Origin of the sequence: Hyphomonas sp. (assembly GCF_041689225.1) — a bacterium.
Taxonomy (GTDB): Bacteria; Pseudomonadota; Alphaproteobacteria; order Caulobacterales; family Hyphomonadaceae; genus Hyphomonas.
On sequence record NZ_JBDNGN010000131.1, the window covers coordinates 1 to 23,027 of the forward strand.

General features: G+C 61.8%; 23 protein-coding genes. 10 read left to right on the forward strand and 13 right to left on the reverse strand.

What is annotated here, in order from left to right; translation table 11 throughout:
- Positions 1-135 precede the first annotated feature (135 nt).
- Both ACESNB_RS13450 and ACESNB_RS13455 read right to left on the reverse strand, forming a co-directional pair.
- Positions 136-486 (reverse strand): DUF423 domain-containing protein, encoded by a 351-nt coding sequence (locus tag ACESNB_RS13450; protein WP_373008145.1) that lies wholly within the window; start codon positions 484-486, stop codon positions 136-138.
- Positions 483-914, reverse strand: a complete 432-nt coding sequence (locus ACESNB_RS13455) for a PaaI family thioesterase (RefSeq protein WP_373008147.1) — start codon at positions 912-914, stop codon at positions 483-485. The genes ACESNB_RS13450 and ACESNB_RS13455 overlap by 4 nt, the downstream gene beginning before the upstream one ends.
- A 105-nt stretch (positions 915-1,019) precedes the next feature.
- On the opposite strand from ACESNB_RS13455, the gene ACESNB_RS13460 reads away from it, so the two are divergent.
- Positions 1,020-2,132, forward strand: coding sequence for a hypothetical protein (locus tag ACESNB_RS13460; protein WP_373008149.1), 1,113 nt, complete (start codon positions 1,020-1,022; stop codon positions 2,130-2,132).
- Positions 2,133-2,145: 13 nt separating this feature from the next.
- On the opposite strand, the gene ACESNB_RS13465 is transcribed toward ACESNB_RS13460, so the two are convergent.
- From ACESNB_RS13465 to ACESNB_RS13480, 4 genes are all read right to left on the reverse strand, one after another.
- Complete coding sequence (locus ACESNB_RS13465; RefSeq protein WP_373008151.1) at positions 2,146-3,126, reverse strand: hypothetical protein; 981 nt, start codon at positions 3,124-3,126, stop codon at positions 2,146-2,148.
- Positions 3,123-4,196, reverse strand: a complete 1,074-nt coding sequence (locus ACESNB_RS13470) for a hypothetical protein (RefSeq protein WP_373008153.1) — start codon at positions 4,194-4,196, stop codon at positions 3,123-3,125. The genes ACESNB_RS13465 and ACESNB_RS13470 overlap by 4 nt, the downstream gene beginning before the upstream one ends.
- Before the next feature lie 71 nt (positions 4,197-4,267).
- Positions 4,268-5,410 carry a serine hydrolase domain-containing protein gene (locus tag ACESNB_RS13475; protein ID WP_373008155.1) on the reverse strand — a complete coding sequence of 381 codons (1,143 nt, stop codon included), beginning with the start codon at positions 5,408-5,410 and terminating at the stop codon, positions 4,268-4,270.
- A gap of 89 nt (positions 5,411-5,499) precedes the next feature.
- Entirely contained in the window at positions 5,500-6,201 is a 702-nt protein-coding gene (locus tag ACESNB_RS13480) for a winged helix-turn-helix transcriptional regulator (protein WP_373008157.1), read from the reverse strand.
- A 168-nt stretch (positions 6,202-6,369) separates the two neighbouring features.
- Between ACESNB_RS13480 and ACESNB_RS13485 the strand changes: the two genes are divergently transcribed.
- Positions 6,370-6,609, forward strand: a complete 240-nt coding sequence (locus ACESNB_RS13485; protein ID WP_373008159.1) for a 4-oxalocrotonate tautomerase family protein — start codon at positions 6,370-6,372, stop codon at positions 6,607-6,609.
- A gap of 66 nt (positions 6,610-6,675) precedes the next feature.
- A complete protein-coding gene (locus tag ACESNB_RS13490; protein ID WP_373008161.1) occupies positions 6,676-7,794 on the forward strand; it encodes an acyl-CoA dehydrogenase family protein in 1,119 nt (372 codons plus the stop codon).
- Between the two features lie 14 nt (positions 7,795-7,808).
- On the opposite strand, the gene dgcA is transcribed toward ACESNB_RS13490, so the two are convergent.
- Positions 7,809-8,792 (reverse strand): N-acetyl-D-Glu racemase DgcA, encoded by a 984-nt coding sequence (dgcA, locus tag ACESNB_RS13495; protein WP_373008163.1) that lies wholly within the window; start codon positions 8,790-8,792, stop codon positions 7,809-7,811.
- Between the two features lie 87 nt (positions 8,793-8,879).
- Here dgcA and ACESNB_RS13500 point away from each other — a divergent pair, with 87 nt between their 5' ends.
- From ACESNB_RS13500 to ACESNB_RS13515, 4 genes are read left to right on the forward strand one after another with little or no spacing between them, the layout of a single operon-like run.
- Entirely contained in the window at positions 8,880-10,013 is a 1,134-nt protein-coding gene (locus tag ACESNB_RS13500) for an MlaE family lipid ABC transporter permease subunit (RefSeq protein ID WP_373008165.1), read from the forward strand.
- Positions 10,010-10,774 carry an ABC transporter ATP-binding protein gene (locus ACESNB_RS13505; RefSeq protein ID WP_373008167.1) on the forward strand — a complete coding sequence of 255 codons (765 nt, stop codon included), beginning with the start codon at positions 10,010-10,012 and terminating at the stop codon, positions 10,772-10,774. Before ACESNB_RS13500 ends, ACESNB_RS13505 begins: the two co-directional genes overlap by 4 nt.
- A 14-nt stretch (positions 10,775-10,788) precedes the next feature.
- Positions 10,789-11,742, forward strand: coding sequence for an MlaD family protein (locus ACESNB_RS13510; RefSeq protein WP_373008169.1), 954 nt, complete (start codon positions 10,789-10,791; stop codon positions 11,740-11,742).
- Positions 11,742-12,332, forward strand: a complete 591-nt coding sequence (locus tag ACESNB_RS13515; protein WP_373008171.1) for an ABC-type transport auxiliary lipoprotein family protein — start codon at positions 11,742-11,744, stop codon at positions 12,330-12,332. The genes ACESNB_RS13510 and ACESNB_RS13515 overlap by 1 nt, the downstream gene beginning before the upstream one ends.
- A gap of 8 nt (positions 12,333-12,340) precedes the next feature.
- Here the strand turns inward: ACESNB_RS13515 and ACESNB_RS13520 are convergent, their stop codons facing one another.
- Both ACESNB_RS13520 and ACESNB_RS13525 read right to left on the reverse strand, forming a co-directional pair.
- Entirely contained in the window at positions 12,341-13,543 is a 1,203-nt protein-coding gene (locus ACESNB_RS13520; protein WP_373008173.1) for an acyl-CoA dehydrogenase family protein, read from the reverse strand.
- A 16-nt stretch (positions 13,544-13,559) separates the two neighbouring features.
- Positions 13,560-14,675 carry an acyl-CoA dehydrogenase family protein gene (locus tag ACESNB_RS13525; protein ID WP_373008175.1) on the reverse strand — a complete coding sequence of 372 codons (1,116 nt, stop codon included), beginning with the start codon at positions 14,673-14,675 and terminating at the stop codon, positions 13,560-13,562.
- A 211-nt stretch (positions 14,676-14,886) separates the two neighbouring features.
- On the opposite strand from ACESNB_RS13525, the gene ACESNB_RS13530 reads away from it, so the two are divergent.
- The gene (locus tag ACESNB_RS13530) at positions 14,887-15,465 is read left to right on the forward strand and encodes a hypothetical protein (protein WP_373008177.1); all 579 of its coding nucleotides are present in this window, start codon (positions 14,887-14,889) and stop codon (positions 15,463-15,465) included.
- Positions 15,466-15,471: 6 nt separating this feature from the next.
- On the opposite strand, the gene ACESNB_RS13535 is transcribed toward ACESNB_RS13530, so the two are convergent.
- On the reverse strand, positions 15,472-15,849 hold the full coding sequence (locus ACESNB_RS13535) for a VanZ family protein (RefSeq protein WP_373008179.1): 378 nt from the start codon (positions 15,847-15,849) through the stop codon (positions 15,472-15,474).
- Positions 15,850-16,005: 156 nt separating this feature from the next.
- On the opposite strand from ACESNB_RS13535, the gene pepN reads away from it, so the two are divergent.
- Together pepN and ACESNB_RS13545 are read left to right on the forward strand one after the other, a co-directional pair.
- The gene (pepN, locus tag ACESNB_RS13540) at positions 16,006-18,579 is read left to right on the forward strand and encodes an aminopeptidase N (protein ID WP_373008181.1); all 2,574 of its coding nucleotides are present in this window, start codon (positions 16,006-16,008) and stop codon (positions 18,577-18,579) included.
- Between the two features lie 111 nt (positions 18,580-18,690).
- A complete protein-coding gene (locus ACESNB_RS13545) occupies positions 18,691-21,090 on the forward strand; it encodes a PAS domain-containing sensor histidine kinase (RefSeq protein ID WP_373008183.1) in 2,400 nt (799 codons plus the stop codon).
- Between the two features lie 6 nt (positions 21,091-21,096).
- Here ACESNB_RS13545 and ACESNB_RS13550 read toward each other — a convergent pair whose 3' ends face one another.
- Genes ACESNB_RS13550 through ACESNB_RS13560 form a run of 3 tightly spaced genes read right to left on the reverse strand, consistent with a single transcriptional unit; the run spans position 21,097 to position 22,980 of the window.
- Positions 21,097-21,699, reverse strand: a complete 603-nt coding sequence (locus ACESNB_RS13550) for a histidine phosphatase family protein (RefSeq protein WP_373008185.1) — start codon at positions 21,697-21,699, stop codon at positions 21,097-21,099.
- 4 nt (positions 21,700-21,703) lie between these two features.
- Positions 21,704-22,513 carry a 3-deoxy-manno-octulosonate cytidylyltransferase gene (locus ACESNB_RS13555; RefSeq protein ID WP_373008187.1) on the reverse strand — a complete coding sequence of 270 codons (810 nt, stop codon included), beginning with the start codon at positions 22,511-22,513 and terminating at the stop codon, positions 21,704-21,706.
- Positions 22,514-22,536: 23 nt separating this feature from the next.
- Complete coding sequence (locus ACESNB_RS13560) at positions 22,537-22,980, reverse strand: hypothetical protein (RefSeq protein ID WP_373008189.1); 444 nt, start codon at positions 22,978-22,980, stop codon at positions 22,537-22,539.
- Between the last annotated feature and the right edge of the window lie 47 nt (positions 22,981-23,027).

Consider the following 23,027-nt stretch of genomic DNA (forward strand, 5'->3'; position numbering starts at 1 on the left):
CTCAGACGGATCGGCGCGAGGACAATCGAAGACCTCCACAACGCAATCGCCTCGGTCATCGACCTCTACTCAGCCGACGAATGCCAGAACTACTTCAAAGCTGCTGGATATGGAGTCAAATGATGCGGAGGTGCTTTAGCGCCGCGTCGCGCCTGCCGCGACCAGCGCCCATCCCGCCAGAAACGACAGGCCGCCCAGCGGCACAATCGCGCCCAGCCAGCGCGGGGCGCCGATCGCCATCGCATACAGGCAACCTGAAAAGACCAGCACGCCCAGGATGAACGCCCATCCGCCCAGGCGCACCAAACCCGTGCGACCTGACATGGCAATCGCCAGCGCCGCCGCCGCATGGACCAGCGCATAAAGCGTCGCCGTTTGCCACCAGTCGGCAGCCTCCACGCCCAGCGCCAGGCCATGTGCGCCGAAAGCGCCGAGCGCCACGCCGCCAAATCCAGTCAGGGCCGCGCCAAGCGCTAATCGGTTCATTGCTTGGTCTCCGGCTTGCGGGGCAGGGCGTAGGTCACCACCGCGTGGCTCGACGGCTTGTCAGCGCCCTCTATCCGCACGTCCACATCCATCACGGCGAGCGCCTGCCCGATCTTCATCACCCTTGCATCCGCCACGACGACGTCGCCGATACAGGGCCTCAGGAAATTGATGCTCAAATTGCTCGTGACCGTCATCGGCTCGTGCCCGGTCAGCGTCATCACGGCCATATAGGCCACCGAGTCGACCAGGCTCATCTGCGTCGGGCCGGAAATGTATCCGCCCGGCCGCAAATGCGTTTCGTCGGCGACCAGCCGCATCTTTGCGCGGCCCTCTTCCATCAGGACCACCTCGCTGCGATTGCCGGTGTTCGGGAAAGCCGCACCGAGGAATGAATTTGCCTCGTCGGCCGTCATGCGTGTTGTCATTCTAACGGGCTCCCTTTGCGTCACCCCTTGCTGGGCCCGCCTGCTTCGTCCACTCTAAAGCTGACGGATCACCCGCCAAGAGGTGACGCCAAGGAAGGACATCCCATGCTCAGCGCCGGTGACGAATACCCGATCCACCAGACCCCCGAACCTGTTGCCTATTCCGGCTCCGACCGAAATTTCTACGACCGCTATTTCTTCAATGGCTACAGCGCTGACGGGTCAACTTTCTTTGCAGCCGCGATGGGCGTCTACCCGGCGCTCAACATCATCGACGGCGCCGTTTCCATCTTGCGCAATGGCAAGCAGTCGAGCGTCTATCTCTCGCGCCCGCTCAACATGGAACGGATGGACACGCATGTCGGTCCGCTCTCGGTCGAGGTCGTCGAACCGCTGAAGAAAATCCGCCTGCGCCTCGAGGAAACCGAAGGCCTCGCGCTTGATGTGGAATTCGAGGGCCGCGCCTTTCCGATTGAGGAACCGCGTTTTACCCGCCGGATCGGTTCGCGCATGATGATGGACCTCACCCGCATGACGCAGAACGGCCGCTGGTCCGGCAGCGTCCGTGTCGACGATGAGTCGATCAAGGTCAGCCCCGACGACTTTACCGGCACGCGCGACCGCTCATGGGGTGTCCGCCCGATCGGTGCGCCGGATCCGCAGCCGCTGATTCCGGCGCCAACGCCGCAATTCTACTGGATATGGACGCCGACCAATTTCCCCAACCTGTCCATGTTCTACCACGTCAATCATGACGAGCATGGCGTGACCTGGAACACCCGGGCGGTGATCGTGCCCGATGGCGTGGCGCAGGGCGAAGGTATCCACCTCTCCGATGCGAAGATGAACGTCACCTACGCGCCCGGCACGCGCCGCATGGCCAGCGCGTATCTTGACATGACGGATCCGCAGGGCCGCGCCCACAAGGTGACGTTCGAACCGATCGGCACGTTCCTGATGAAGGGCATCGGCTACGGCCACGACAAATACCGCCATGGCGCCTTCCGGGGCGATCAGCTCGCCATCTCCCGGGAAGACTTCGAGCCTGCGAGCCTGCCATGGCAAGTGCCCGAGAACCTGCACATCCAGGAAATCGTCCGTGCAAAACATGAAGGCCCTGACGGACTCGGCTCCGAAGGTATCGGCACGTTCGAACAGCTGTTCATGGGCCCGCACGCGCCCAGTGGCTTCAAGGAAATCCTCGACGGCGCGGCGTGAGTCGGGCGGGAATCTACTCTTGCACGAGTGCCTCGCAGGAGCGGGCCGTCGGACCGTTTCCCAAATATTGGGACGGTCCGTCCCGGTTCAAGGAGTTATCGTCGTGACATTCCGAAGTGGCTGTTACGAATTCGTCAGGCGTCGGCCCCGACCAATACCGACGGAGTCTTACCCATTTGCCCTTTTCGAACTGGCCACCTGTCACGAAGGAGACGTCAGCGAACCGAAAGATAGATCTTGCTTCGTCCCACGCATACTCAAAAGAGTTGCTTTCCGATCCTGATCTGTTTTTGGTTCTCAATCGTATTGAGATACCAAGTCGGTGACGGTCAGAATTTCCAAAGAAACGAAAGTCCAGTCCGTCGTATGCGGGCCCCGGTCCTTCCAGCGGAACTTGCAGCTCAGTTTGCAGGTTACCTTCAACGGGATAGTCGAGTTCGACTTTCAGTTCTACGCTCCGGTCGGGCAAGGTCTTCCATTTGTTTTCGTCCGTCAACGTCATGCCGCTAACTCCGATGAGGAGCACGATCTTGTCCGGTCTATCTTCGACTCGAACGGTGTTAGGAAACTGTGTTGGCAGGTTCTGAAAATCGATCGGGATCGTCAGAATCATCCTGTTGGGGTCCATGTTCCTCTTCATTTCGTCCATGTCGTCTTGATTCAACACGATGTCCGGCCTATCCGGCGATATCGTCGGCAGGCTTAAAGCGGGTGTCTGACCAATTACCGGTATGGATACCCTGTCGATCAGAGTGGGAGCGGCCTGGACTGTCGCAGCCGTGGCCTCCGCGAGCGCGCTTTGCTCGCATGCCGCGATTTCAGAAGGCTTTTTGCGAACCGTGCTCGCGCGCTTCCCGTTCGTTATGCATCGGGAATAGGCGGCGTCATAGGCCGCCACGAACGCAAGCGATTTGCCCGACAGGTCCGGCGCGGCCAGCCCTGGCAGGCAGAAGCAGCACGTCGCAAGCAGATACGTCAGGATACGGTAGTTCATGGGATTACCTCCAGTTTGGCATGCGCACGCACTGCAGAGCCGTGATAGGTGATGGTCAGGTCATGCGTGCCGGGTTTGGCAAACCGCAGCGTCCAGGCATCGTCGGACTTGCGGTTGGTGAAGTGGCGCGCGACCTCTTGGCCCGACGCGTCGTAAATGTAGATCCCGCAATTGGCGGGGGGCAGGCCACCGAAGGTCAGCGTCACGTCGCGACCGGCCTTCAGGGGCGTGTCCGGCAAGGTCAACGTCGGCTGCGCATCAATGCTGCCTGCGCCGGCCACCACGAAGTCCAGGCAGTCGGCATATTGCGCCACATCTGCCACCGCACGATCCATTTGCGGCGCAAAGCCGATGCAGGCTTTCCAGTTGCCCGTTAAGGACGGCAGGCTGCTGCGCTGATACTCCCCATCCGGCTTGTTCGCGGCGGTATAGAACCAGGCCGCGAGGCGTGGCGGTGTCTCATCCATGAAGATCAGTCCACCATATCCCCGGTTTTCGGGCAGGCCCTTATAGGTGACGGTCATGCCAAGGGCGGCATCCACGTCGACACTGTCGAGAGACAGGTAGATCGAATTCACTGGCCCAATGGGCCGATCAATGATTTCCAGAGTGCTCGCCGTTGGCTGTGTGGCTTGTGTCGCCGCGCCCCGATAGATCAGGCTCGGGGATGATATCTGCAGCGGGCTCAATGCTGCGCCGCGAAACACCAGAGCTGGCGCTTCAATGCTGAGCGGCTGCGTGGCAGCGCCCCGGAAGATGAGAGAGGGGGCCGTGATGGCCAACGGCGCCCGCGTTGCGCCCCGATAGACAATTGCGGGCGCCGTTATTTCAAGTGGAGCGGCGTTGGTCCCACGATACACAAGGGCAGGGGCGGCTATCTCAAGCGGTGTTGCGGCAGCCCCGCGAAAGACAAGCGCGGGCGCCGTAATCTCCAGCGGTACAGCAGACGCGCCGCGATAGACCAGCGAAGGCGCGGTAATTTCGAGCGGCGCCTGCGCAAACGCCTGCAGCGCCGCGCCGCATGCCAGCAGGCAAAGTCCGCTCCATCGCCACATGCGCCGCGCAGTCATCAGGGTTCACCGATCCGTCGGTCAGGTTTCTCCTGTCTTCAACGCAACCCTGTCAGCAATCCCGCCAAGTATCAGCCGGCGTTCAGTCCCTGCCAGGCCTGCATAGCCAGCGTGATTGCCCGCATGTCGCCGGTCGTGGTGCCCTGCATCAGGTTCATCGCATAGGACATGGTCGTGTGTGCCTGCATGTCGATTAGCGCGATGGAGCCGCCATAGCCGCCCCAGAACATGGAGTGTTCATTCAGCGCAGGCGACATAGGCCCGGACAGGCCGAAGCCAAGACCATAGCGCACCGGAATGCCGAGGATCAGGTCCGTGCCTTCGATCTGCGGCTCCAACGCCTTGCGGCAACCGGCCTCGCTCAGGAACTGCTTGCCGCCAGCGGCCCCGCCATTGGCCAGGATCGTGTGGACCATTGCCACCGAACGCGCATTGCCCGTTCCGCCAGCCGCCGGGATCTCGGCTCCGCGCCAGTCGCGCGTCCGCGTCGCGCCCACGTTAATCACCGGATTGGTCAGCGTCAGCTTCTTGGTTTCCGTCATGGTGGGATCGGCCGAAATGTTGCCATCTGGCGGCGGCTTCAATTCGGCCACGCGATTGTCTTCCGCCGCCGGCAGGCCGATATGGAAGTCTGCGGCCATCGGCTCGGCAATCTCTTCACGGAATACGGTGCCGAGCGATTTGCCCGCAATGCGCCGCACAACTTCGCCAACCAGATAGCCTTGGGTGATGGCGTGATAGCCGGCCTGCTTGCCCGGTTCCCAGAAGGGCGCCTGCGCCGCCAGCAGGCTCGTCGCTTTTTCCCAGTCATACAAGTCCTCGGTCGTGAACGGCTCACGCCAGCCTGACAGGCCAGCTGAGTGGCTCATCAGATGACTGACTTTCACGTCTGCCTTGCCGCTCGCCGCAAATTCCGGCCAGTATTTGGCAACAGGCGCATCAAAATCCAGTTCGCCTCGGTCGGCCAGCAACAGGGCAGTCAGCGCCGTCATCGTCTTGGTCGTCGAATATACGTTGACAATCGTGTCCTTCTCCCAGGGCCGTGTGCCGGCGACATCGGCATAGCCGCCCCAGAGGTCGACCACGGCTTCGCCATCCTTGGTGACGCAGAAGGAGGCCCCGATATCGGCGCCTGTATCCAGGTGCGTCTGGAACTGGTTCCGTACGCCCTCAAACTTGTCGCTTGCAACACCCTGCATTTTGACCTGCGTCATCGTCTATCCTCCCGGCTTGTCTTTCGTGCCGGGACTCTATGGGTGCCTCGCGCGCCTAGCAACGCCTGACGGTGGGGCAGGGGTCTGTGTCACCGGGAGGTCAGGTGGTCCGGCAATGGTGCGCGCGCGGAGCCGTCAAATATACTCGGCCGCAGCCAGTCCTTGATGTTCCGCGTCAGGGCAGGATCGCCTTGTACATACAGGTCGCCGGATTTGATGGCGTCACGATAGGTCCGCTCGCCCATCCATACATCATGCATGGTCCGCACTGTGCAGGTGAAATAGACATCCACGTCCTTGCCGGGATTCTTCAGGCAAAGATCAACATTATCGTCCCGGACCAGCAGCCAGTAATCGCTCTGCTCGACAAGATCTGTAAACTTGAACTGGATCACGCTCTCACTGCCGATAAGTTTGGACGGATCGATACTGCGTTCGAGGTAGAGCATCAGGAAGTCCACATCGAAGTCTTCATCGAGCACGTTGTGCCTTGCCCAGCACAGGCCCCATTCGCCCATGGCCACCAGAACTGGCAAAAGGGCCTGGCACGCTTCTGTCGGAAAGTATTCGTATCCCTTCTGACCGGTGATCTTGCGGCGGACAATCATGCCTTGTTGCTCAAGGGATTTCAGGCGTCCCGTCAGCAAGGCGGGCGAAATGTCCCCTAGTCCGCGCTGCACGACATTGAATCGGGTGGCGCCCATCAGGATTTCGCGGACGATCATGATCGTCCATTTCTCTCCGAGAATTTCCGTTGCTTTCGCGATCGGACAGAACTGGCCGTATTTCAAGGGGCACCTCCCAAGGCGCTGCCAGAGGGGCATGATTGCTTCTGAAGTGGTTCACTTTACATTCTGAAGTGGTTCGCTTCAACTCCTGAACTTTAATGCAACGCGAAACAAGCGCACTGATTTCCTGTCACCGGATGATCCGGTCACAATTCAAACAGGAGAAGTGAAATGCCACTCGTCACGATAGATCTTATCAAGGACGTCTTTTCGCCCGCTCAGAAGGCGGATATCATTCACAAGGTCACTGAAACAATGGTGGCCATCGAAGGCGAAGCCCTGCGCTCCGTGACCTGGGTGCGTATCAAGGAAGTCGAAGAAGGCGACTGGGGCATCGGCGGCCAACTGCTGACCGCCGCTGACGTGCATGACATGGCGCGGGGTGGCGCCCAACCCGCCACTGTCGCCTGACACGGAATCCGGGGGCGCCGCATGGCGTGGCGCCTCCCATCTCCCACCCAAGCAGGATACAGAAAAATGCCATTCGACACACAGATCATCGACGCCGCGGCCCGCCTTGGCAGCGCGTTCGCCGGAAACTCGGCAAAATTTGAATGCAGGGACGAATTCGTCGACGAAAACTACGACGCCCTGAAGGCGCGCAAGATATTTTCGGCCCAGGTGCCCGAATACCTTGGCGGCGAAGGCGTCTCGCACCGCGACATGTGCGCCTTCCTGCGCCGTCTTGCGCATGACTGTCCGTCTACCGCGCTGGCGGTCTCCATGCACCAGCATCTCGTATCAGCTGCGCGCAAGAACCATGAAGACGGCAAGCCCGGCAAGGCCCTGCTCGAAAAGGTCGCCGACGGTGAACTCGTTCTTGTCAGCACCGGCGCAAACGACTGGCTGGAATCGAATGGCGAGGCTCGCAAGGTGGATGGCGGCTATCGCATCAAGGCCGTGAAGCCCTTCGGCAGCGGCTCGCCGCGCGGCGATATTGCCGTCACATCCTGTGCCTTTGACTGCCCGGACGACGGACCGTCGGTCCTGCACTTTCCGGTATCCTTGAAAGCCGAGGGCGTTGAGCTGCTGGATGACTGGGAAGCCATGGGCATGCGGGCCACCGGTTCGCAGACGATCCGGTTCAATGACGTGTTCGTGCCGGACGCGGCTGTCGGCCTGAAACGTCCGCGAGGACCCTACCATGCCGCGTTCAGCGTGATCGTCACCGTCGCCATGCCGCTGATCATGTCGGTCTATGTGGGATTGGCGGAATCGGCGGCGGCGCTTGCGCTCGAAAAGGCGAAGGCCCGTACCAATGATCCGGTCACTGTCCTTCATGTTGGCGAGATGCAGAACCTGCTCGTTACCGCGCAGCTTGCGGTCGATTCGATGATTGCGCTTTGCGACGATCTCGCCTTTGCGCCGAGCGAAGAACTGGCCAGCCAAGTCCTTGTCCGCAAGACGATCTGCGCCAATGCCGTGATCGCGGTGACGGAAAAGGCGCTGGAAGTGTGCGGCGGCTCCGGCTTCATGCGCAAGGCCGGTATCGAGCGCCTGCTGCGTGATGCCCATGCCAGCCAGTTCCACCCGCTGCCCGAAAAGCGCCAGCAAATGCTCACCGACCGCATTGCCCTCGGGCTGACCCCGGTCTGATCGTCTGGTCCTGCTTATCCCCAGAGCGCGGCTGGCGGCGGGTCGATCCAGCCGTCACGATAGGTGAGGGCATGGGCCACATCGTCCTTCAGCCAGAGCGGGCCGTCGAGGTCGGCTGCATCGCACAGGCCGGCCAGAAGCACGGCGGGCGCCATCGAGATGGATCCCGCCACCATGCAGCCGACCATCACGCCCATGCCGCTCGCCCGGGCTGCGCGTACCATGGCCAGCGCCTCGGTCAGGCCGCCTGTCTTGTCGAGCTTCACGTTCACCGCGTCATAGCGCCGGGCGAGGTCCTGGATGTCGGCGCTCGTATGCGCGCTCTCGTCGGCGCATACGGCGACCGGGCCGGGCCGTCGCTCCAGCGCATCATCCTTGCCGGCAGGGAAGGGCTGTTCGATCAGCACCACGCCGAGGTCGGCAGCGGCGCGGGAAATGGACGGGAAATCGGCTGGCACAAGGCCTTCATTAGCGTCCACGATCAGCCGCGCGTCCGGGCGGGCCAGGTGTACGGCTTCGATCCGTTTCAGGTCTTCCGCACCGCCAAGCTTCAGCTTCAGCAACCGTCCCTGGATCGCCATCGCCGCCTCGGCCATCTTCTCCGGCGTGTCCAGGCTCACCGTGACGGCCGATTCCACCGGCTTCGGCTCGGGCAGGCCCGCCAGCTGCCAGACCGGCGTGCCGCTCATTTTGGCTTCAAGGTCCCACAAGGCGCAGTCGACTGAGCAGCGGGCCGCGCCAGCCGGCATCTGGCCCTGCAGGTCCGCGCGCGTCAGGCCGGTCTCGATCGTCTCGCGCAGGGTCTCGATCGTGGCCGTCACACTCTCGATCGTCTCGCCATACCGCCCATAGGGCACACACTCGCCCCAGCCCGTGCGTTCCCCTTGCTGCAGCCTGACCCGGACAGTCTCGGCGCTTGTCTTGGACCCGCGCGATATGGCGAAAGCGGCCCTCAGAGGGGAGGATACGGGAGTGATGTCGAGACGCCGATTGCGCATAGCTCATCCTGATCGATCAAATTTGATCTATTCCAATGCCCTTGCCTTAAGCATGTTTTGCTAGGCAAGTCAGGTAGTTACACGCTGTTGGCAGACACAGTTTCCCCCGATTTCGCGCTTGATCAAGGCGACGAAGGTTCCGTTCTCCGCATCAGCGGGGACTGGACGGTCGCAACCGTGCAGGAGGTCGACGAGGCCCTGCGCGATCTGGCCCCCGGCAGGCCCCTGCGCCTTGATGTCACAAATCTTGGCGGGTTCGATACGGCGGGTGCCTTTGTCCTCGATCGGACCCTGCGCGCGGCCATGCCGGGAACCGAGGACACCGCAGAGATTATTGGCGACCATGCCGCGGCCCGTAGCCTGATTGCACAGGTTCACGCCGTCTCCACGCCGGCCCCGCCGACGCCCGTCCGGCCAGGCGGGCTCATGGCTATGCTCGAACGCACGGGTGAGGGATTCCTCAAGATCGTGACCGAGGCCATCGCCACACTGGCCTTCCTCGGCGAGACGCTGGTGACCTGTGCGCGCCTCCTGTTTAGGCCCTGGAAGCTGCGTTGGACCTCGATCGTCGCGGTGATGGAGGAGGCGGGCCTCGATGCCCTGCCGATAATCGCCTTCCTGTCCTTTTTCGTCGGCATGGTGGTGGCATTTATCGGCGCCACGACGCTCAGCGACTTCGACCTCCAGATATATACAGTGGAATTAATCGGCTATTCCGAGCTGCGTGAATTCGGCGTTGTGCTCACCGGCATTGTCCTGGCTGGACGCACCAATTCCTCGTTCACCGCGCAGATCGGCACGATGAAGATGCGCCAGGAAATCGACGCCATGCAGACGCTCGGCCTGAAGCCAATGGAAGTGTTGGTGGCACCGCGGATCATTGCCATGGTGATCATGACGCCAGTACTCGCCTTTGTCGCCACGCTGGCCGGCATCGCCGGCGGTATCATGGTCGGCTGGCTCTCGCTCGACATCAATCCCGGCGTGTTCATCGAGCGGTTGCGCACGTCCGTGCCGCTGGACCAGTTCTGGGTCGGCATGTCGAAGGCGCCGGTCTTCGGTTTCGTGTGTGCGCTGATTGCCTGTCGCCAGGGTCTCAATGTCGGTGGCAGCGTCCAGTCGCTCGGCCATGCGACCACAACGTCTGTGGTTCAAGCCCTGTTCGCCATCATCGTGCTCGATGCCATGTTCGCGATCTTCTACATGGAGATGGGGATATGACGGACGACATCATCATCCGGATCCGGGGCCTCAAGACGGCCTATGGCAGTCATGTCGTCCACGAGAATCTCGACCTCGATATCCGCCGCGGCGAGATCATCGGCATTATTGGCCCGTCGGGCTGCGGCAAGTCTGTCCTCCTGCGGGCCATTGTCGGCCTGAAGGAGCCTGCCGCGGACAGTATCGAAGTGTTTGGCCGCCGCCTTGAAACGCTGGACCCGGTCGAACGCAGCACGCTCGAGCGCCGCTGGGGTGTGATGTTCCAGGACGGCGCCCTGTTTTCGAACCTCACCGTGCGCGAGAATGTCGAGGTGCCGATGAAAGAGCACACGAAACTCGGCCCGCATTTGCGCGAGGAACTCGCCGACATGAAAATTCGCCTGGCCGGTCTCGGCCCGGATGCCGGCGCGAAAAACCCGTCTGACCTGTCCGGCGGCATGCGCAAGCGCGCGGCCCTCGCCCGGGCCCTCGCGCTCGACCCGGAACTCCTGTTCCTCGACGAGCCGACTGCCGGTCTCGACCCGATCACAGCCGCCGGCTTCGACGCGCTTGTGCGCAAGCTTCAACGTGCGCTCGGCCTGACGGTCTTCCTCGTGACGCACGATGTCGATACGCTGCATGCAACTTGCGACCGGATCGCGGTGCTCGGTGAGAAACACGTGCTCGCGGTCGGCACGATTGAAGAACTTCGCACCTTCGATCATCCGTGGGTTCAGGAATATTTTGGCGGGCCGCGTGGCCGGGCCGCTACGGGACACTAGAATGGAGACCCGATATGGAAACGCGCGCTAATTACGCTCTCATAGGCGCTTTCGTGCTGATTGCGGCCTTCGCAGTCGCAGGCTTCGTTATGTGGCTCGGCCAGTCGCAGTTCCGGCAGGACTTCAAGGCCTATGACATCGTTTTCGATGGGCCGGTGTCCCTGGAGGAAGGCGCGGGCGTGCGGTATATCGGCATCAAGGTCGGCGAAGTGTCGACTGTGCGCATCGATCGCGCCGATACATCCAAGGTGCGCGCCCGCATCCGTATCGACCGCGAGACGCCGATCCGGACAGACTCGACTGCGTCGATCCAGCTCGCCGGCATTACCGGAATCACATTCGTGCAGATCACCGCCGGCACCGGCAAGTCGCTCGAGGCCCGCCCCGGCGAACCCGTGCCTGTCATTCGGGCCGAGAAGACGCAGCTCGACCAGCTTTTCGCGGGCGGCGCGCAAGTCCTCGGCAAGGCCAACCGGTCGATCGAGAAGGTCAATCTCCTGCTGACCGACGAAAACATCGACTCGGTCACCGCAATCATCAAGAACCTTGAGACCATCAGTGGTGCGCTGGCTGCGCGAGACGGGCTTGTCACGCAGGCGTCGACTACACTGAAAGACGTCTCCGACGCGAGTACGCGATTTGAGGCGGCGTCCGCCTCGCTCGAAAAATTCGGCAACACGGCCGACGTCCGGATTGCCGGATTCGCGGATCAGATGGACGGCCTCGTCGGCGATGTGCGCGACGTCACGCAATCTGCAGGCGACACGATCACGCAGAGCAAACGCGCCGTCTCGGCTGTGGCCGACGCCATTGAGGGGCCAGCCACGGCTGCCATCCAGGACGCGCGTCTCGCCAGCCAGGACCTGCGCCTCCTGATCAACCGGCTTGACCGGATCGCACGTGAGATCGAACAGAATCCGCAGAGCTTCGTCACTGGCGACCCTGCACCCTATGAAGGAGGCCGCTAATGGTCCGTGCTATGGTTTTGATGATCGTTGCCGCAAGCCTCGCGGCATGCGTGTCCATCCTGCCCGAAAAGAAGGCCCCGGAAGGGCTGTACCGCTTCGGCCCGATGGAGCCGATGCACTCGCTAGACGCCTCCATCGTCATCCGCGAACCGGAAGCCTCGCGCCTGGTCGGGGGCCGCGCTATTGCCGCTGAGGACAGCGACGGCGCCTTGCGCCTCGTCAAAGGCGTGGAGTGGACCGATAGTGCCTCGCGCATGATGCAGATCGCCTTGCTCGATACGCTGGGCGGCTCGGATGGCGGCATTGCCGTCGCGTCCGACACAGGCGCACCGACCGACTATGAACTCGCCTGGCGCATCTCCGACTTCACGCTGTCGGGAACCACCGCCCGTTGCCGCATCGAGGCGACGCTTCTGGACGGCCGCAGCCGGAAGGTCCTGGCCCAGACCAACGTGTCGACGACGGCCATTGCGCTTGATTCAAGGAATGCCGCACGTGCAAAGGCCCTGACCGATGCGGGCAGGGCCTGTGTCAGTGATGTCGCTGCGTTCGTCGCCGAGAAGTCGGTTGCTGCCAAGCCGGCTTCCTGACGCCGGGCTCAGCCTGCTTTCAACTCGTCGAACGGCAGGGTCTTGTCGACCCGTACGTCCTGGGGCAGGCCCAGCACGCGTTCTGCGATGATATTCTTCAGAATCTCATCGGTGCCGCCAGCAATCCGCAGGCCGGGGGCCCACATGAAGCTCTGCTGGAAGATACCGTCGCCCGGCATCGTCTCGGTATCGTTGATGATGCCGTAATGGTCCTGCATCTCGATGGCCGAGTTACAGATATCCTGCAAATGGTTGGCGGTGATGATCTTCCCGATCGAGTTTTCCGGTCCCGGCGTCTGGCCACGAGAGAGGGCCGTCATGGTGCGGAACTTGGTCAGCTTGTAGCCTTGTGCGGCGACATACCAGTCTGCAAGTTTCTCGCGGAACGCCTGATCGGTCATGGAGCCGGATGTCTTGGCATAGTCCATGATCTCGCCCCAGTCCGGACCCGGTGAACCGCCGACAGCGAGGCGCTCGTTCATCAGCGTCACGAGGGCGACTTTCCAGCCGGCGCCGACATCGCCGAGGCGGTCGGAGTCAGGAATGCGCACGTCCGTGAAGTAGACTTCGTTGAACTCGCGGCCACCGGACGCCTGGTGGATCGGGCGTACTTCGACGCCCTTCTGCTTCATGTTCACGATGAACATGGTCAGGCCCTTGTGCTTGGGCACTTTCGGGTCTGTCCGCACCAGAACGATACCATAGTCGGAATAGTGCGCGCCGCTGGTCCAGACTTTCTGGCCATTGATCACCCACTCGTCGCCGTCTTTCACGGCGCGGGTTTTGAGGCCCGCCACGTCGGAACCGGCCGATGGTTCAGAAAACAGCTGGCACCAGATTTCCTCGCCCTTCAGGGCCTTCTGGACATAGCGTTCCTTGTGACCGTCAGAGCCGAACGCGATCACTGTCGGGACGCACATGCCAAGGCCGATGGCGAACGGTCCGGTTGGCGCGTCATATTTGGACTCTTCCTGTCCCCAGATGACCGACTGCATCGATGTGCCGCCGCGCCCGCCCCATTCCTTGGGCCAGGTGATCTGGGCGAACTTGTTTTCGGCCTTTACCTTCTGCCAGTCCTTGGCGCGCTGCAGCGCATCCTTGCCGGAACCCGGCCGCGGGCGCGCGCCGCTTTTCGGTGTCAGGTGCTTGTTGAGAAACGCACGCGCCTCGGCGCGGAATGCGGCTTCGTCTTTTGTGTCGTTGAAGTCCATGTGTTTGATCCTTCCCTTACGCTGCGTTCTTGGTTTCGAGAGCGCGGACGAGTTTTTCTTTCCAAACTTTCGGGCTGCCGGCCTGTACGGCGAGAAGCTTGGCCCGGCGATAGAAGAGGTGGCAGTCGACTTCCCATGTGAAGCCCATGCCGCCATGCGTCTGGATGTTTTCCTTCGAAGCGAACCAGAAGGCTTCCGACGCCGCCACGCGGGCGGCCGCAGCCGCTTCGGGCAGTTCCGCCGCATCGGTCGACAGGGCCCATGCGCCATAGAAACAGTTGGAGCGCGCGACTTCGTTCTTCACATACATCTCGGCCAGCTTGTGCTTGATCGCCTGGTTGCCGCCGATCGGGCGACCAAAGGCGTAGCGCTCCATGGCATAGTCCTTTGCCATCTCGAGACAGCGCGACGCACCGCCCAATTGTTCGAACGCGATCAGGACGGCGACCCGGTCGAGCAGCGCATCATTGAGCCGCGCACCGTCGCCCGACTTGCCGAGCAGGGTGGCAGGCACCTTGTCGAAAGCCAACTCTGCATGGCTGCGTGTTGGGTCCAGCGTCGAGAGGACCTTCTTCGTCACGCCCCTGGCCGAGAGGTCGACGAGCACCAGGCTCGCGCCCTTGCCGTCCTTGGCCAGCACCACGGCATGGGTGGCAATGTCGCCATCCGTGACCGGCACTTTCATGCCGTTCAACGTCTTGCCGTCGAAAACCGTCTTCAGCGACCCGGCGTCCGGATTGCCCGGGCCTTCGCTGGCCGCATAGCAACCGACGACCTCGCCCGAGACGATCTTCGGGAACAGGTCAGATTGTTGCGCCTTGGATCCGGCGAGCTTGATCGCTTCGGTAAAGAAGTAAGCGGTCGAGGCATACGGCACGGGTGCCAGGACGCGGCCCATCTCTTCGGCGAGCACGCACATCTCCAGCATGCCGAGGCCGAGGCCGCCATGCTCTTCCGGAATGGATGTGCCGAGCCAGCCCATCTCGACGACCTTTTTCCAGACGCCTTCATTATAAGGCTTGGATTCGTCATCCAAGATGGCGCGGACCTCGGCCATGCTGCACTGGCTCTCGAGAAATTTTCGCGCCTCATTGGCGAGAAATTTCTGGTCCTCGGAAAAATCAAAATTCATGGCGTCTCGCTCCCTGGCCTCCCGCTGGAGGCTCGCACTTTTACTATGGCCGCAAGATAGCGCCCTTTACGTGCGCGGAAAGCCGTGACCCCGCGGAAATCGCAATTTCCGTCGCGTATTCTTGGCCGGTAGGTCAAATTTCACCGATCGGCTTCAGGCGAATTAAAGCTCGTTACGGCATGATGACGTAACAGTTTCGGGGTTTAAACGCATGGCCAAGGCACTCTTCCACAAGGCGCAACGGGTCTTCGTTAAGCCCGTCGGCACTTGGGCGCTCATCGAGCAGGTCATTCCCCAATGGGTGAAGGACGTCGATGAGCCTCTGCGCATCACATATGATTGCGGGCTGGGCCGCCGTTTTGAAGGCGCCGAACTTGTCTCTGAACAGGTCATGCACAAGCTCCAGCGCCAGGACGACGAGGATGACGATTTCGTACTCGAACGGTGGCGTATCGACCGCAAGATTATCAGATGGCGTGCCGATGCCATACTCGGCATGGATCCCAACCCAGGCACTTATCCGGTCGTCGTCACGGATGATGGTGATTGGGGCGGTTGGCGCGTGACGGGCAGCGAGTATGACCGCGACCCTCAGCGCATCGAGCACCAGGCCCGCATGATCGTGCACACACCCGACCTTTTGCGGGTGGCGCGCAAGCTTGCCGATATCGCCAGCGAACGCCCCGGCGACCTGCCGGTTGAGATCAGGCAATTGGCTGATCGCTGTGCCCTGTTCCTGCGCCACGTCTTCCAGAGCGAAGAAAACATCCACGAAACGGCCGCAGAGTAGCGCGGGTTATCGCGCGCTAGCGGCTTTCGCGACCATCCAGGCCAGGCCGGCACCGAGACAGGCGCCGACCAGGTTGGCACCTTCATCCAGCAAAGACGCCGTGCGCCCTGTCCCGGCCAGCGCCTGTACGATTTCCAGCACAGCGCCAAAACCGACCGTGACCAGCACGCCTGCGATGATCCGGCGGCGACCCAGCCAGAAACAGATACAGGCCGACAGCGCGGCATAGGCGATGGCATGCTCCACCTTGTCGCTCAGGTGAACCTCCGGCAGGTCCTCGCCTGGCAATATTGACAGGATCGCAATCGCGGCAGCCACCAGCAGGCTCGCGAATCCGGCGAGACGCCGCGCGAGCACTGTATTCAAGCCGGAAAGAATGTTCATGTCGTGCCAGACCTGTACTGTTGTTCCTGCGGCTCTGACCCGGTCTGCCCCTTGGAATGGTCCCCGTCCATCCCGATGTGAGTGAGCCCAGCCCTCGACGCGCTGTCTCCCAACACGTATCGAGGCATTATCCCGTTCCCGCTGCCCGGAGACATCATGCGCACTGAAACCCCCGTTGCCGTCAAGCTCGCTGACTACACGCCCTATCCGTTCGACATCGAGCATGTCGCCCTGTCGTTTGACCTTGATCCCGAGGCGACCAAGGTAAAGGCGACGCTCAAGATTGCGCGCAAGGGCAAAGGCGGGGCACCACTCGTCCTCGACGGCGAGGCGCTGAAACTGGTCTCCATCGAAATCGACGGCCGGGCGCTCACGCCCTCCGACTATACCTTGACCGATCACGACCTGACATTGCCCGACGTGCCGGACACGTTTGAACTCAAGACACTGGTCGAGATCGTACCGTCGAAGAATACCGCCCTGTCCGGACTCTACATGTCCGGTGGTCGCTTCTGCTCGCAATGCGAGTCTGTCGGCTTTCGCCGCATCACCTATTACCCGGACCGCCCGGACGTGATGAGCCGCTTCTTCGTGACCATCACGGGTGACAAGGCGACCTGTCCGATCATGCTGTCAAACGGCACGCCGGGTGCCGTCACGGACGCCGGAAACGGTCGCCACACGGCGACATGGGATGATCCCCACAAGAAGCCGTCCTACCTCTTCGCGCTCTGCGCCGGGGAATATGATATTTACCGCGACACGTTCACGACCATGAGCGGGAAACAGATCGACCTTGCGATCCATGTCGACAAGGGCGACGCGCCGCGCGCGGCCTGGGCGATGGACAGCCTGAAGCGTTCGATGACCTGGGACGAGGAAACCTATGGTCGCGAGTACGATCTCGGTGTCTTCAACATTGTCGCCGTACGCGACTTCAATTTCGGCGCCATGGAGAACAAGGGCCTCAACGTCTTCAACTCGGCCTATGTCCTGGCTGACGAAGACTCGGCCACCGATGCCGATTTCGAAGCCATCGAGAGCATTGTAGCCCACGAATATTTCCACAACTGGACCGGCAACCGCATCACCTGCCGCGACTGGTTCCAGCTCTGCCTGAAGGAAGGCCTCACCGTCTTCCGCGACCAGAACTTCTCCGCCGACATGCGTTCACGCCCGGTGCAGCGCATCAAGGATGTCATTCGCTTGCGCGCGCGCCAGTTCGCCGAGGACGCCGGCCCGCTGGCCCATGCGGTCAGGCCCGCCAATTATGGCGCAATCGACAATCTCTACACGGCGACGGTTTATGAAAAGGGTGCCGAACTGATCGGCATGCTCCGCCGCATCATCGGTCCGGAAGCCTATCGCAAGGGCATGGACCTGTATTTCGAGCGCCACGACGGCCAGGCCGTGACCATTGAGGATTTCTACGCTTGCTTCGCCGAAGTGACAGGCAGGGATTTCGGTCCCTTCCTGCGCTGGTACGCTCAGGCTGGCACGCCGAAAGTCACTGTTGAGGAAAGCTGGAACGAAGCTGCCGGGGAACTGACAGTCAGCCTGTCCCAGAAGACGTCCCCCACGCCAGGCCAGCCCGACAAGCAGCCCGTGCCGATGCCGCTCGAACTCGCCCTGCTTGATGGCAAGGGCGGCACCGATGCCTGGATGGTCGTCCTCGACACGCCGGAAGCCACCATCACGCGCAAGGCGTTGGGCGGCCGCCCGCTCCTCTCGGTCAATCGTGACTTCAGCGCTCCGGTCCGCGTGGAACGTGACCTCACCCGCGACCAGCGCCTCGCTCTGGTAACGGCCGAGACCGACCCGTACAATCAGTGGGAAGGCGTCCAGACCCTCGTAACCGAAGAAATCCTCAAACTGTCCCAAGGCAGTCAGGCCAAGCCGGACAGCGATCTCGTTTCCGCCGTCGCCACCGCCATCAGGAACGCATCCGGCGATCCGGCTTTTGCGGCGCTGCTGACCCGCCTGCCGGAAGTCGGCGAGTTGTTCCTCGAGCGTAAACCCGCCGATCCGGTCGCACTTCATTCTGCGCGCAAGCGCCTTCAGGCCGCCCTCTCCGGCGCCCTCGCCCCCACCATCACCGACACCCTTGCCGCCCCCTCACCAACCCCTTACCGCCCCTCTGCCGAACAGGCCGGGATCCGCGCGCTGCGGGGAGCGTTCATCAACCTCTTGGGCGCTTCGGAGGCCACTGACGCCCCGCAAAAACTGCTGTCGCTGTATGAAAACGCGCCAAACATGACCGAGCGCCTCGCCGCCATGCGGGCCCTCACCATGAAGGGCACATGCCCCGAGCGCGACAAGGCCCTGGCCGACTTCGAGCAGAACTGGAAACACAATCCGATCGTCATGGACAAGTGGTTTGCGGTACAGGCCGGGCAGGGAACTGCAGCAACGGTTGCAGAACTGGCCGCCCATCCGGATTTCGACCTGAAGAACCCGAACCGGGTCCGGGCTGTCATCGCCGTATTCTCAACGGCAAACCTTGCCGCTTTCCATGCACCCGACGGGTCCGGCTACCGCGCGGTCGAAGACATCATCCTCAAGGCCGATGCAGCCAATCCAGCCCTCGCGGCTCGGCTTCTGTCCGCTTTCGAGCAATGGCGGGTACTCGAACCCAAGGCAGGCGCTGCAGCCCAGGCGACGCTAAAGCGCCTGCAGGAGGCCAAGCTGTCTCCGAATTCCGCAGACATCGTCGGACGGGCCCTCGGTTGAGAGCGGACGCGTAGTTAACATTTCTGTCAGGGTTATTAACAATTGTGCAAGGATTCCGGCTGAGAACGGAAGATGGATAGGTGCGCCCCGTGCGCAGAGAATGGAGTCTCCTTGGCGGATGATCGCGTCATTGCTGAAGGATTGACCGTTGCAGACAAGGCGTCTGCAAGAGTTTCAGCGCGCCTGAAATGGACCATACTGGCGATTATCGTCCTGATGGCGGGCGCACTGGGCCTCAAGGCATGGGAAGAACGCCAAGGCGCTGATATTGCAACACTTTCGACGCTTGAAGGCGACACGCGCGCGATCGCTGGACGCATGGAAGGCCGCGCCGACACGGCAGAAACGGTCATTCGTCTTGTTGCGGATACCGGTTCATCACGATCGGCCATCACGGCTGCGGTGCCGAGTATAGACACCGTACTGTCGCTCAGTGACGCGCAGCAGTCGCCCGCCGGTAGCCGGCTCGGCGACGCGGCAGAAACAGCAACGTCTCTGCTTGAAAACGGCCATCGGCTGGGCATTTCCAGCCGGGGCGACATCGTGCTCGTGTCGACACCCAAGTCCGGCACGCCGATGATCGCAATTGCACCCGCCGCCACGTGGCTGCCTGTGTCGGCCAGTGGGCACAGGCTGACGCTGGTATCAGGTAGCCATCGTATCGGCGCAGGCGATCCATCACTGGAAGCAACAGACAGCGCCATTCACGTTGGCCGGCCCAGCCTGCGGTCGGTTGGCGGTCTCAACCGTATCGCGACGGCCTGTGCGCCGCTCGATCGTAGCCCGGTAGCGCTGTGTGAATCGGTGCTGCACCCGCTTTTCAAGATGGATGACCTGATCCGGCTCCTGATCTTTACGCTGCTGCTGGCCGCTCCAGTCCTTGCGATCATTGGCCTGATGAACCGCCTGTCGCAGGAAGAAACGGCCACGATCATCGAAGAAACCCGCGACGATGAAGCCGACAGAATTATGGGTCTTGTCATGCGCGGGGCGCGGGCAGGGTATTGGGAATGGGCGCCGGGCGGAACATCCGTCTTTCTTAGCGAGGGCGCGTCTCAACTGCTCGGCCTGGAAGGCGCGGGCATGCTCGACGCGCGGAACCTTCTGGTTCAGGTTCATCCCGAACATCAGGCGCGCATGCTTGAAACCCTTGAGAAAGCCCGCAGCATCGGTTGGATCCAAACGAGTTTCCTGACGATTTCACAGCCGCCCATCTGGGTCGAAATGCGCGGCAGTCTCTCCAATGACGCCGACAACCAGCCGACTCTTTTTGGCGGTATCGTGCTTGATATTACCGAGCGCAAACAGTCCGAGGATCGCGTCAAGGCGGCTGAGCGGCGCCTGCGCGCAGCCATCGAAGGCTTCACCGGTCCGTTCGCCCTGTGGGATCACCGCCAGCGCCTGCTCTACTGGAATCGCGCTTTCGCACTCGATTTCGGGCTGCAGGACACGCTGCGACCGGGCATCGGCCACGACACGATAATGATCGCCCGCGCGGGCGCCATACGTGCCGAGAAACAGTCAACCGAAGACCCGCGAACGACGCTGATCGAGTTGCAGTCAGATCGTTGGCTCAAGGTCGTCGAACGACCGACGCCAGAGGGTGGCCTGATCACCGTGGGCATCGATGTCACGGAAAATGTCGAGAAAGAGGAAGCGCTGAGGCGCCAGAAACAGAGCATGCGCAAAGCTGTTCTCGATCTCGAACGCTCCGAAGGCCGGGCCGGCGAACTTGCGCGGCGCTATTCGGAGGAGAAAGCCAAGGCCGAGCACGCGGCGCACACCAAGTCTGTCTTCCTGGCCAATATGAGCCACGAGCTGCGCACACCGCTCAACGCGATCAACGGATTCTCGGAAATCCTCGCGCACGAACTTTATGGACCGCTCGGCGACGCCAGGTACAAGGGCTATGCCCATGACATCCTGACATCCGGCCAGCACTTGCTTGATATGATCAATGACATTCTCGAAATGGCAAAGATCGAGGCGGGCAAAATGACCATCAACCCGCAACCGATCGACCCCGTTGATCCGGTGGACGCCGCGGTGCGCATGATCCGCCGAAAGGCAGAGGACAAGGGGATCGCCATTGTCCTTGATGCCCAGCCCGGCCTGCCTGATCTCGATGCTGACCACAGGGCCATCCGCCAGATGGTGCTGAACCTCTTGTCCAATGCCATCAAGTTTACCGACGCAGGCGGCACCATAACCGTCTCGGTCGAGCAACGTGGTCCTGACATCTATATCGGCGTCACCGACACCGGCATCGGCATTCCGATGGAAGACTTGCCGCGCCTTGCGAAGCCGTTCGAACAGGTTTCCGGATCACGTGATCGCAACTACGAGGGCACCGGTCTCGGATTGGCGCTCACCAAGTCGTTTGCCGAAATGCATGGCGGCCATCTCAGCCTCTCTTCGATCGAAGGCGAAGGCACGACGGTCGCAATCTCGCTGCCGATTTCGGGCGCCAGTGAACTTGCTGCTGAAGATGATTCCCGCGAAGTCGCCTGACCCTTTCTAAGGTCTCACATTCCAGTCGAGAATACGGGCACCGGTAGCGTCAATCGCGACGCTGCCCCGGGCCCCTGTCTTCAGTTTGCGCTCCAGGCCAGCCGGCAATTCATTCACCACGTCCGGCAGGAACCGCGCGATACCATTGCTGGTGACGACAAGCACGTTGGCATCGCTGTCGAGGTTCGCCGCACGGGCCAGCAGGTCCGCCCAGGCTGCGCGCAGGGCGGTCGGATCGACGTGCCATCCCGGCGGTGGGGTTGCGTCGGCATCCCAGGCATCGATCGCCGCAGCGCCAATGCGGGCGATGACGGCGTCTTCCGTCTGGTTCTCGTCCGGGCCGTAATCGATCTCGGTCAGGAACGGCAATATGCGGAGTGCTGGTGCGCCCGCGCGTCCGGCGAGGATTGCTCGCGCGGTTTGCCTGGTGCGCAGCAGGGGTGAACAGAACGCCGCCACGAAATGTGTATCGCGAAAATGCGCTGCCAGTGCTGCGGCCTGCTGCTCACCGGATGTCGACAAGGGCAAATCGGTGCGTGCGCCAACGCGGGTCGGTGTGTCGCCCGGATCAAACGTGTTGCCGTGCCGGACGATGATCAAACGGGCCAATGTGTCAGTCTCCCGCCGGGTCGCCGTGTAGCGCAACCAGGCGTTCAGCCAGCGCCACGTCTTCGGGTGTATCTATGCCCGGGATAGCGATCGTGTCGGGCGCCACCTCGACACACTGGATCGACATGCCATTTTCGATCAGACGCAATTGCTCCAGCCCTTCGAGCTGTTCGTAGCGTCCCTCCGGCAGGCTGACATACTGGCGCAGGGCGTCCAGCTTGAACGCATAAAGCCCGATATGGCGGCATACGGGAGAAAGATCGCCTGCGGCGCGCAGCGCGGCTTCCTTGCGCATGGCAGGCAGGATGATCTTCGAAAACCAGAGCGCCCGACCGTTGACGTCATGCGTGAGCGTCGTTCCCGAAAAAGGTGTCTCCAGCTTATGCGCCCGCAAGGCATCGAGCGCCTCCCAGGACAGGCGTACATAGGGCGTCGCCGCATCAGCGCCCGACATTGTCGCGGCCTGCGAGACGGCAATGATATGGGTAGGCGGTGTGAAGGGGGAGTCGCCCTGCAGGTTGACCACGACCTCCGGCTGAACTCCGAGCGCTTCGGCAGCTGCGAGGGCGCGGTCACTACCGGACGGCAGGGCGGGATTGGTTATGACGACCGGAATGCCGCGTGCGCGGCAGTGTTCCTCAATCCGCGCATCATCGGTGGCGACGACATGCGCGGCATCATCAAGCGCCGCTGCCGCTTTGGCTGCCATGTCGGCGACGCGGCTGACCATGCTCTTCCCGGCGATCAGCGTCAGCGGCTTACCGGGAAACCGGGTCGATCCATACCGGGCGGGAACAACGATCAGGGTTTTCATCTTCGGCTACCTTGAACTTTAGCTTACAGTCGGCGCGGCGATGTATTGTCGGCCTTGCGCATGTCCTGCATCAGGCCGATCAGCGGGGCGACCCATTCCAGCGTGTCTTCTCCAACGCCTTCTCCCCTCAGGAATTCGGTAAATGCCGGCACGAGCTTTTCATTGCCGCACTGATCAACAGCCATTTCGAGCTCAGGCACGACGATGGTCTGGAACGTATCGGCGAATTTTTGGATTTGCTTGGTCTTCGACGCCAGTTGTATCGCCACGAACGGATCGACTTTGCCATCCTTGCCTTGCAGGCGGCGCAGGGCGTTAATCATGCCGCGATTGTTGGACGCGAATTTCTTGAGCACCTTCTCGGTCTTGTAGTTGACCCATTCAGCCGTGCAGGGCTTCGGTTCCACTGACGCGCAAGCCGCCAAGGCAGCCAGACTGAGCGATATCATGACAATCTTGGCGTTCATATGGCGCTTCCATCCAGACCTGTTTGCGAGAGGGCCACCCTAGAGGC

Bases quoted from the DNA above. Each gene is read 5' to 3' on its own strand.
- ACESNB_RS13450 (WP_373008145.1), bottom strand. From the start codon at position 486: ATGAACCGATTAGCGCTTGGCGCGGCCCTGACTGGATTTGGCGGCGTG.
- ACESNB_RS13455 (WP_373008147.1), bottom strand. From the start codon at position 914: ATGACAACACGCATGACGGCCGACGAGGCAAATTCATTCCTCGGTGCG.
- ACESNB_RS13460 (WP_373008149.1), top strand. From the start codon at position 1,020: ATGCTCAGCGCCGGTGACGAATACCCGATCCACCAGACCCCCGAACCT.
- ACESNB_RS13465 (WP_373008151.1), bottom strand. From the start codon at position 3,126: ATGAACTACCGTATCCTGACGTATCTGCTTGCGACGTGCTGCTTCTGC.
- ACESNB_RS13470 (WP_373008153.1), bottom strand. From the start codon at position 4,196: ATGACTGCGCGGCGCATGTGGCGATGGAGCGGACTTTGCCTGCTGGCA.
- ACESNB_RS13475 (WP_373008155.1), bottom strand. From the start codon at position 5,410: ATGACGCAGGTCAAAATGCAGGGTGTTGCAAGCGACAAGTTTGAGGGC.
- ACESNB_RS13485 (WP_373008159.1), top strand. From the start codon at position 6,370: ATGCCACTCGTCACGATAGATCTTATCAAGGACGTCTTTTCGCCCGCT.
- ACESNB_RS13490 (WP_373008161.1), top strand. From the start codon at position 6,676: ATGCCATTCGACACACAGATCATCGACGCCGCGGCCCGCCTTGGCAGC.
- dgcA (WP_373008163.1), bottom strand. From the start codon at position 8,792: ATGCGCAATCGGCGTCTCGACATCACTCCCGTATCCTCCCCTCTGAGG.
- ACESNB_RS13505 (WP_373008167.1), top strand. From the start codon at position 10,010: ATGACGGACGACATCATCATCCGGATCCGGGGCCTCAAGACGGCCTAT.
- ACESNB_RS13510 (WP_373008169.1), top strand. From the start codon at position 10,789: ATGGAAACGCGCGCTAATTACGCTCTCATAGGCGCTTTCGTGCTGATT.
- ACESNB_RS13515 (WP_373008171.1), top strand. From the start codon at position 11,742: ATGGTCCGTGCTATGGTTTTGATGATCGTTGCCGCAAGCCTCGCGGCA.
- ACESNB_RS13520 (WP_373008173.1), bottom strand. From the start codon at position 13,543: ATGGACTTCAACGACACAAAAGACGAAGCCGCATTCCGCGCCGAGGCG.
- ACESNB_RS13525 (WP_373008175.1), bottom strand. From the start codon at position 14,675: ATGAATTTTGATTTTTCCGAGGACCAGAAATTTCTCGCCAATGAGGCG.
- ACESNB_RS13530 (WP_373008177.1), top strand. From the start codon at position 14,887: ATGGCCAAGGCACTCTTCCACAAGGCGCAACGGGTCTTCGTTAAGCCC.
- ACESNB_RS13535 (WP_373008179.1), bottom strand. From the start codon at position 15,849: ATGAACATTCTTTCCGGCTTGAATACAGTGCTCGCGCGGCGTCTCGCC.
- pepN (WP_373008181.1), top strand. From the start codon at position 16,006: ATGCGCACTGAAACCCCCGTTGCCGTCAAGCTCGCTGACTACACGCCC.
- ACESNB_RS13555 (WP_373008187.1), bottom strand. From the start codon at position 22,513: ATGAAAACCCTGATCGTTGTTCCCGCCCGGTATGGATCGACCCGGTTT.
- ACESNB_RS13560 (WP_373008189.1), bottom strand. From the start codon at position 22,980: ATGAACGCCAAGATTGTCATGATATCGCTCAGTCTGGCTGCCTTGGCG.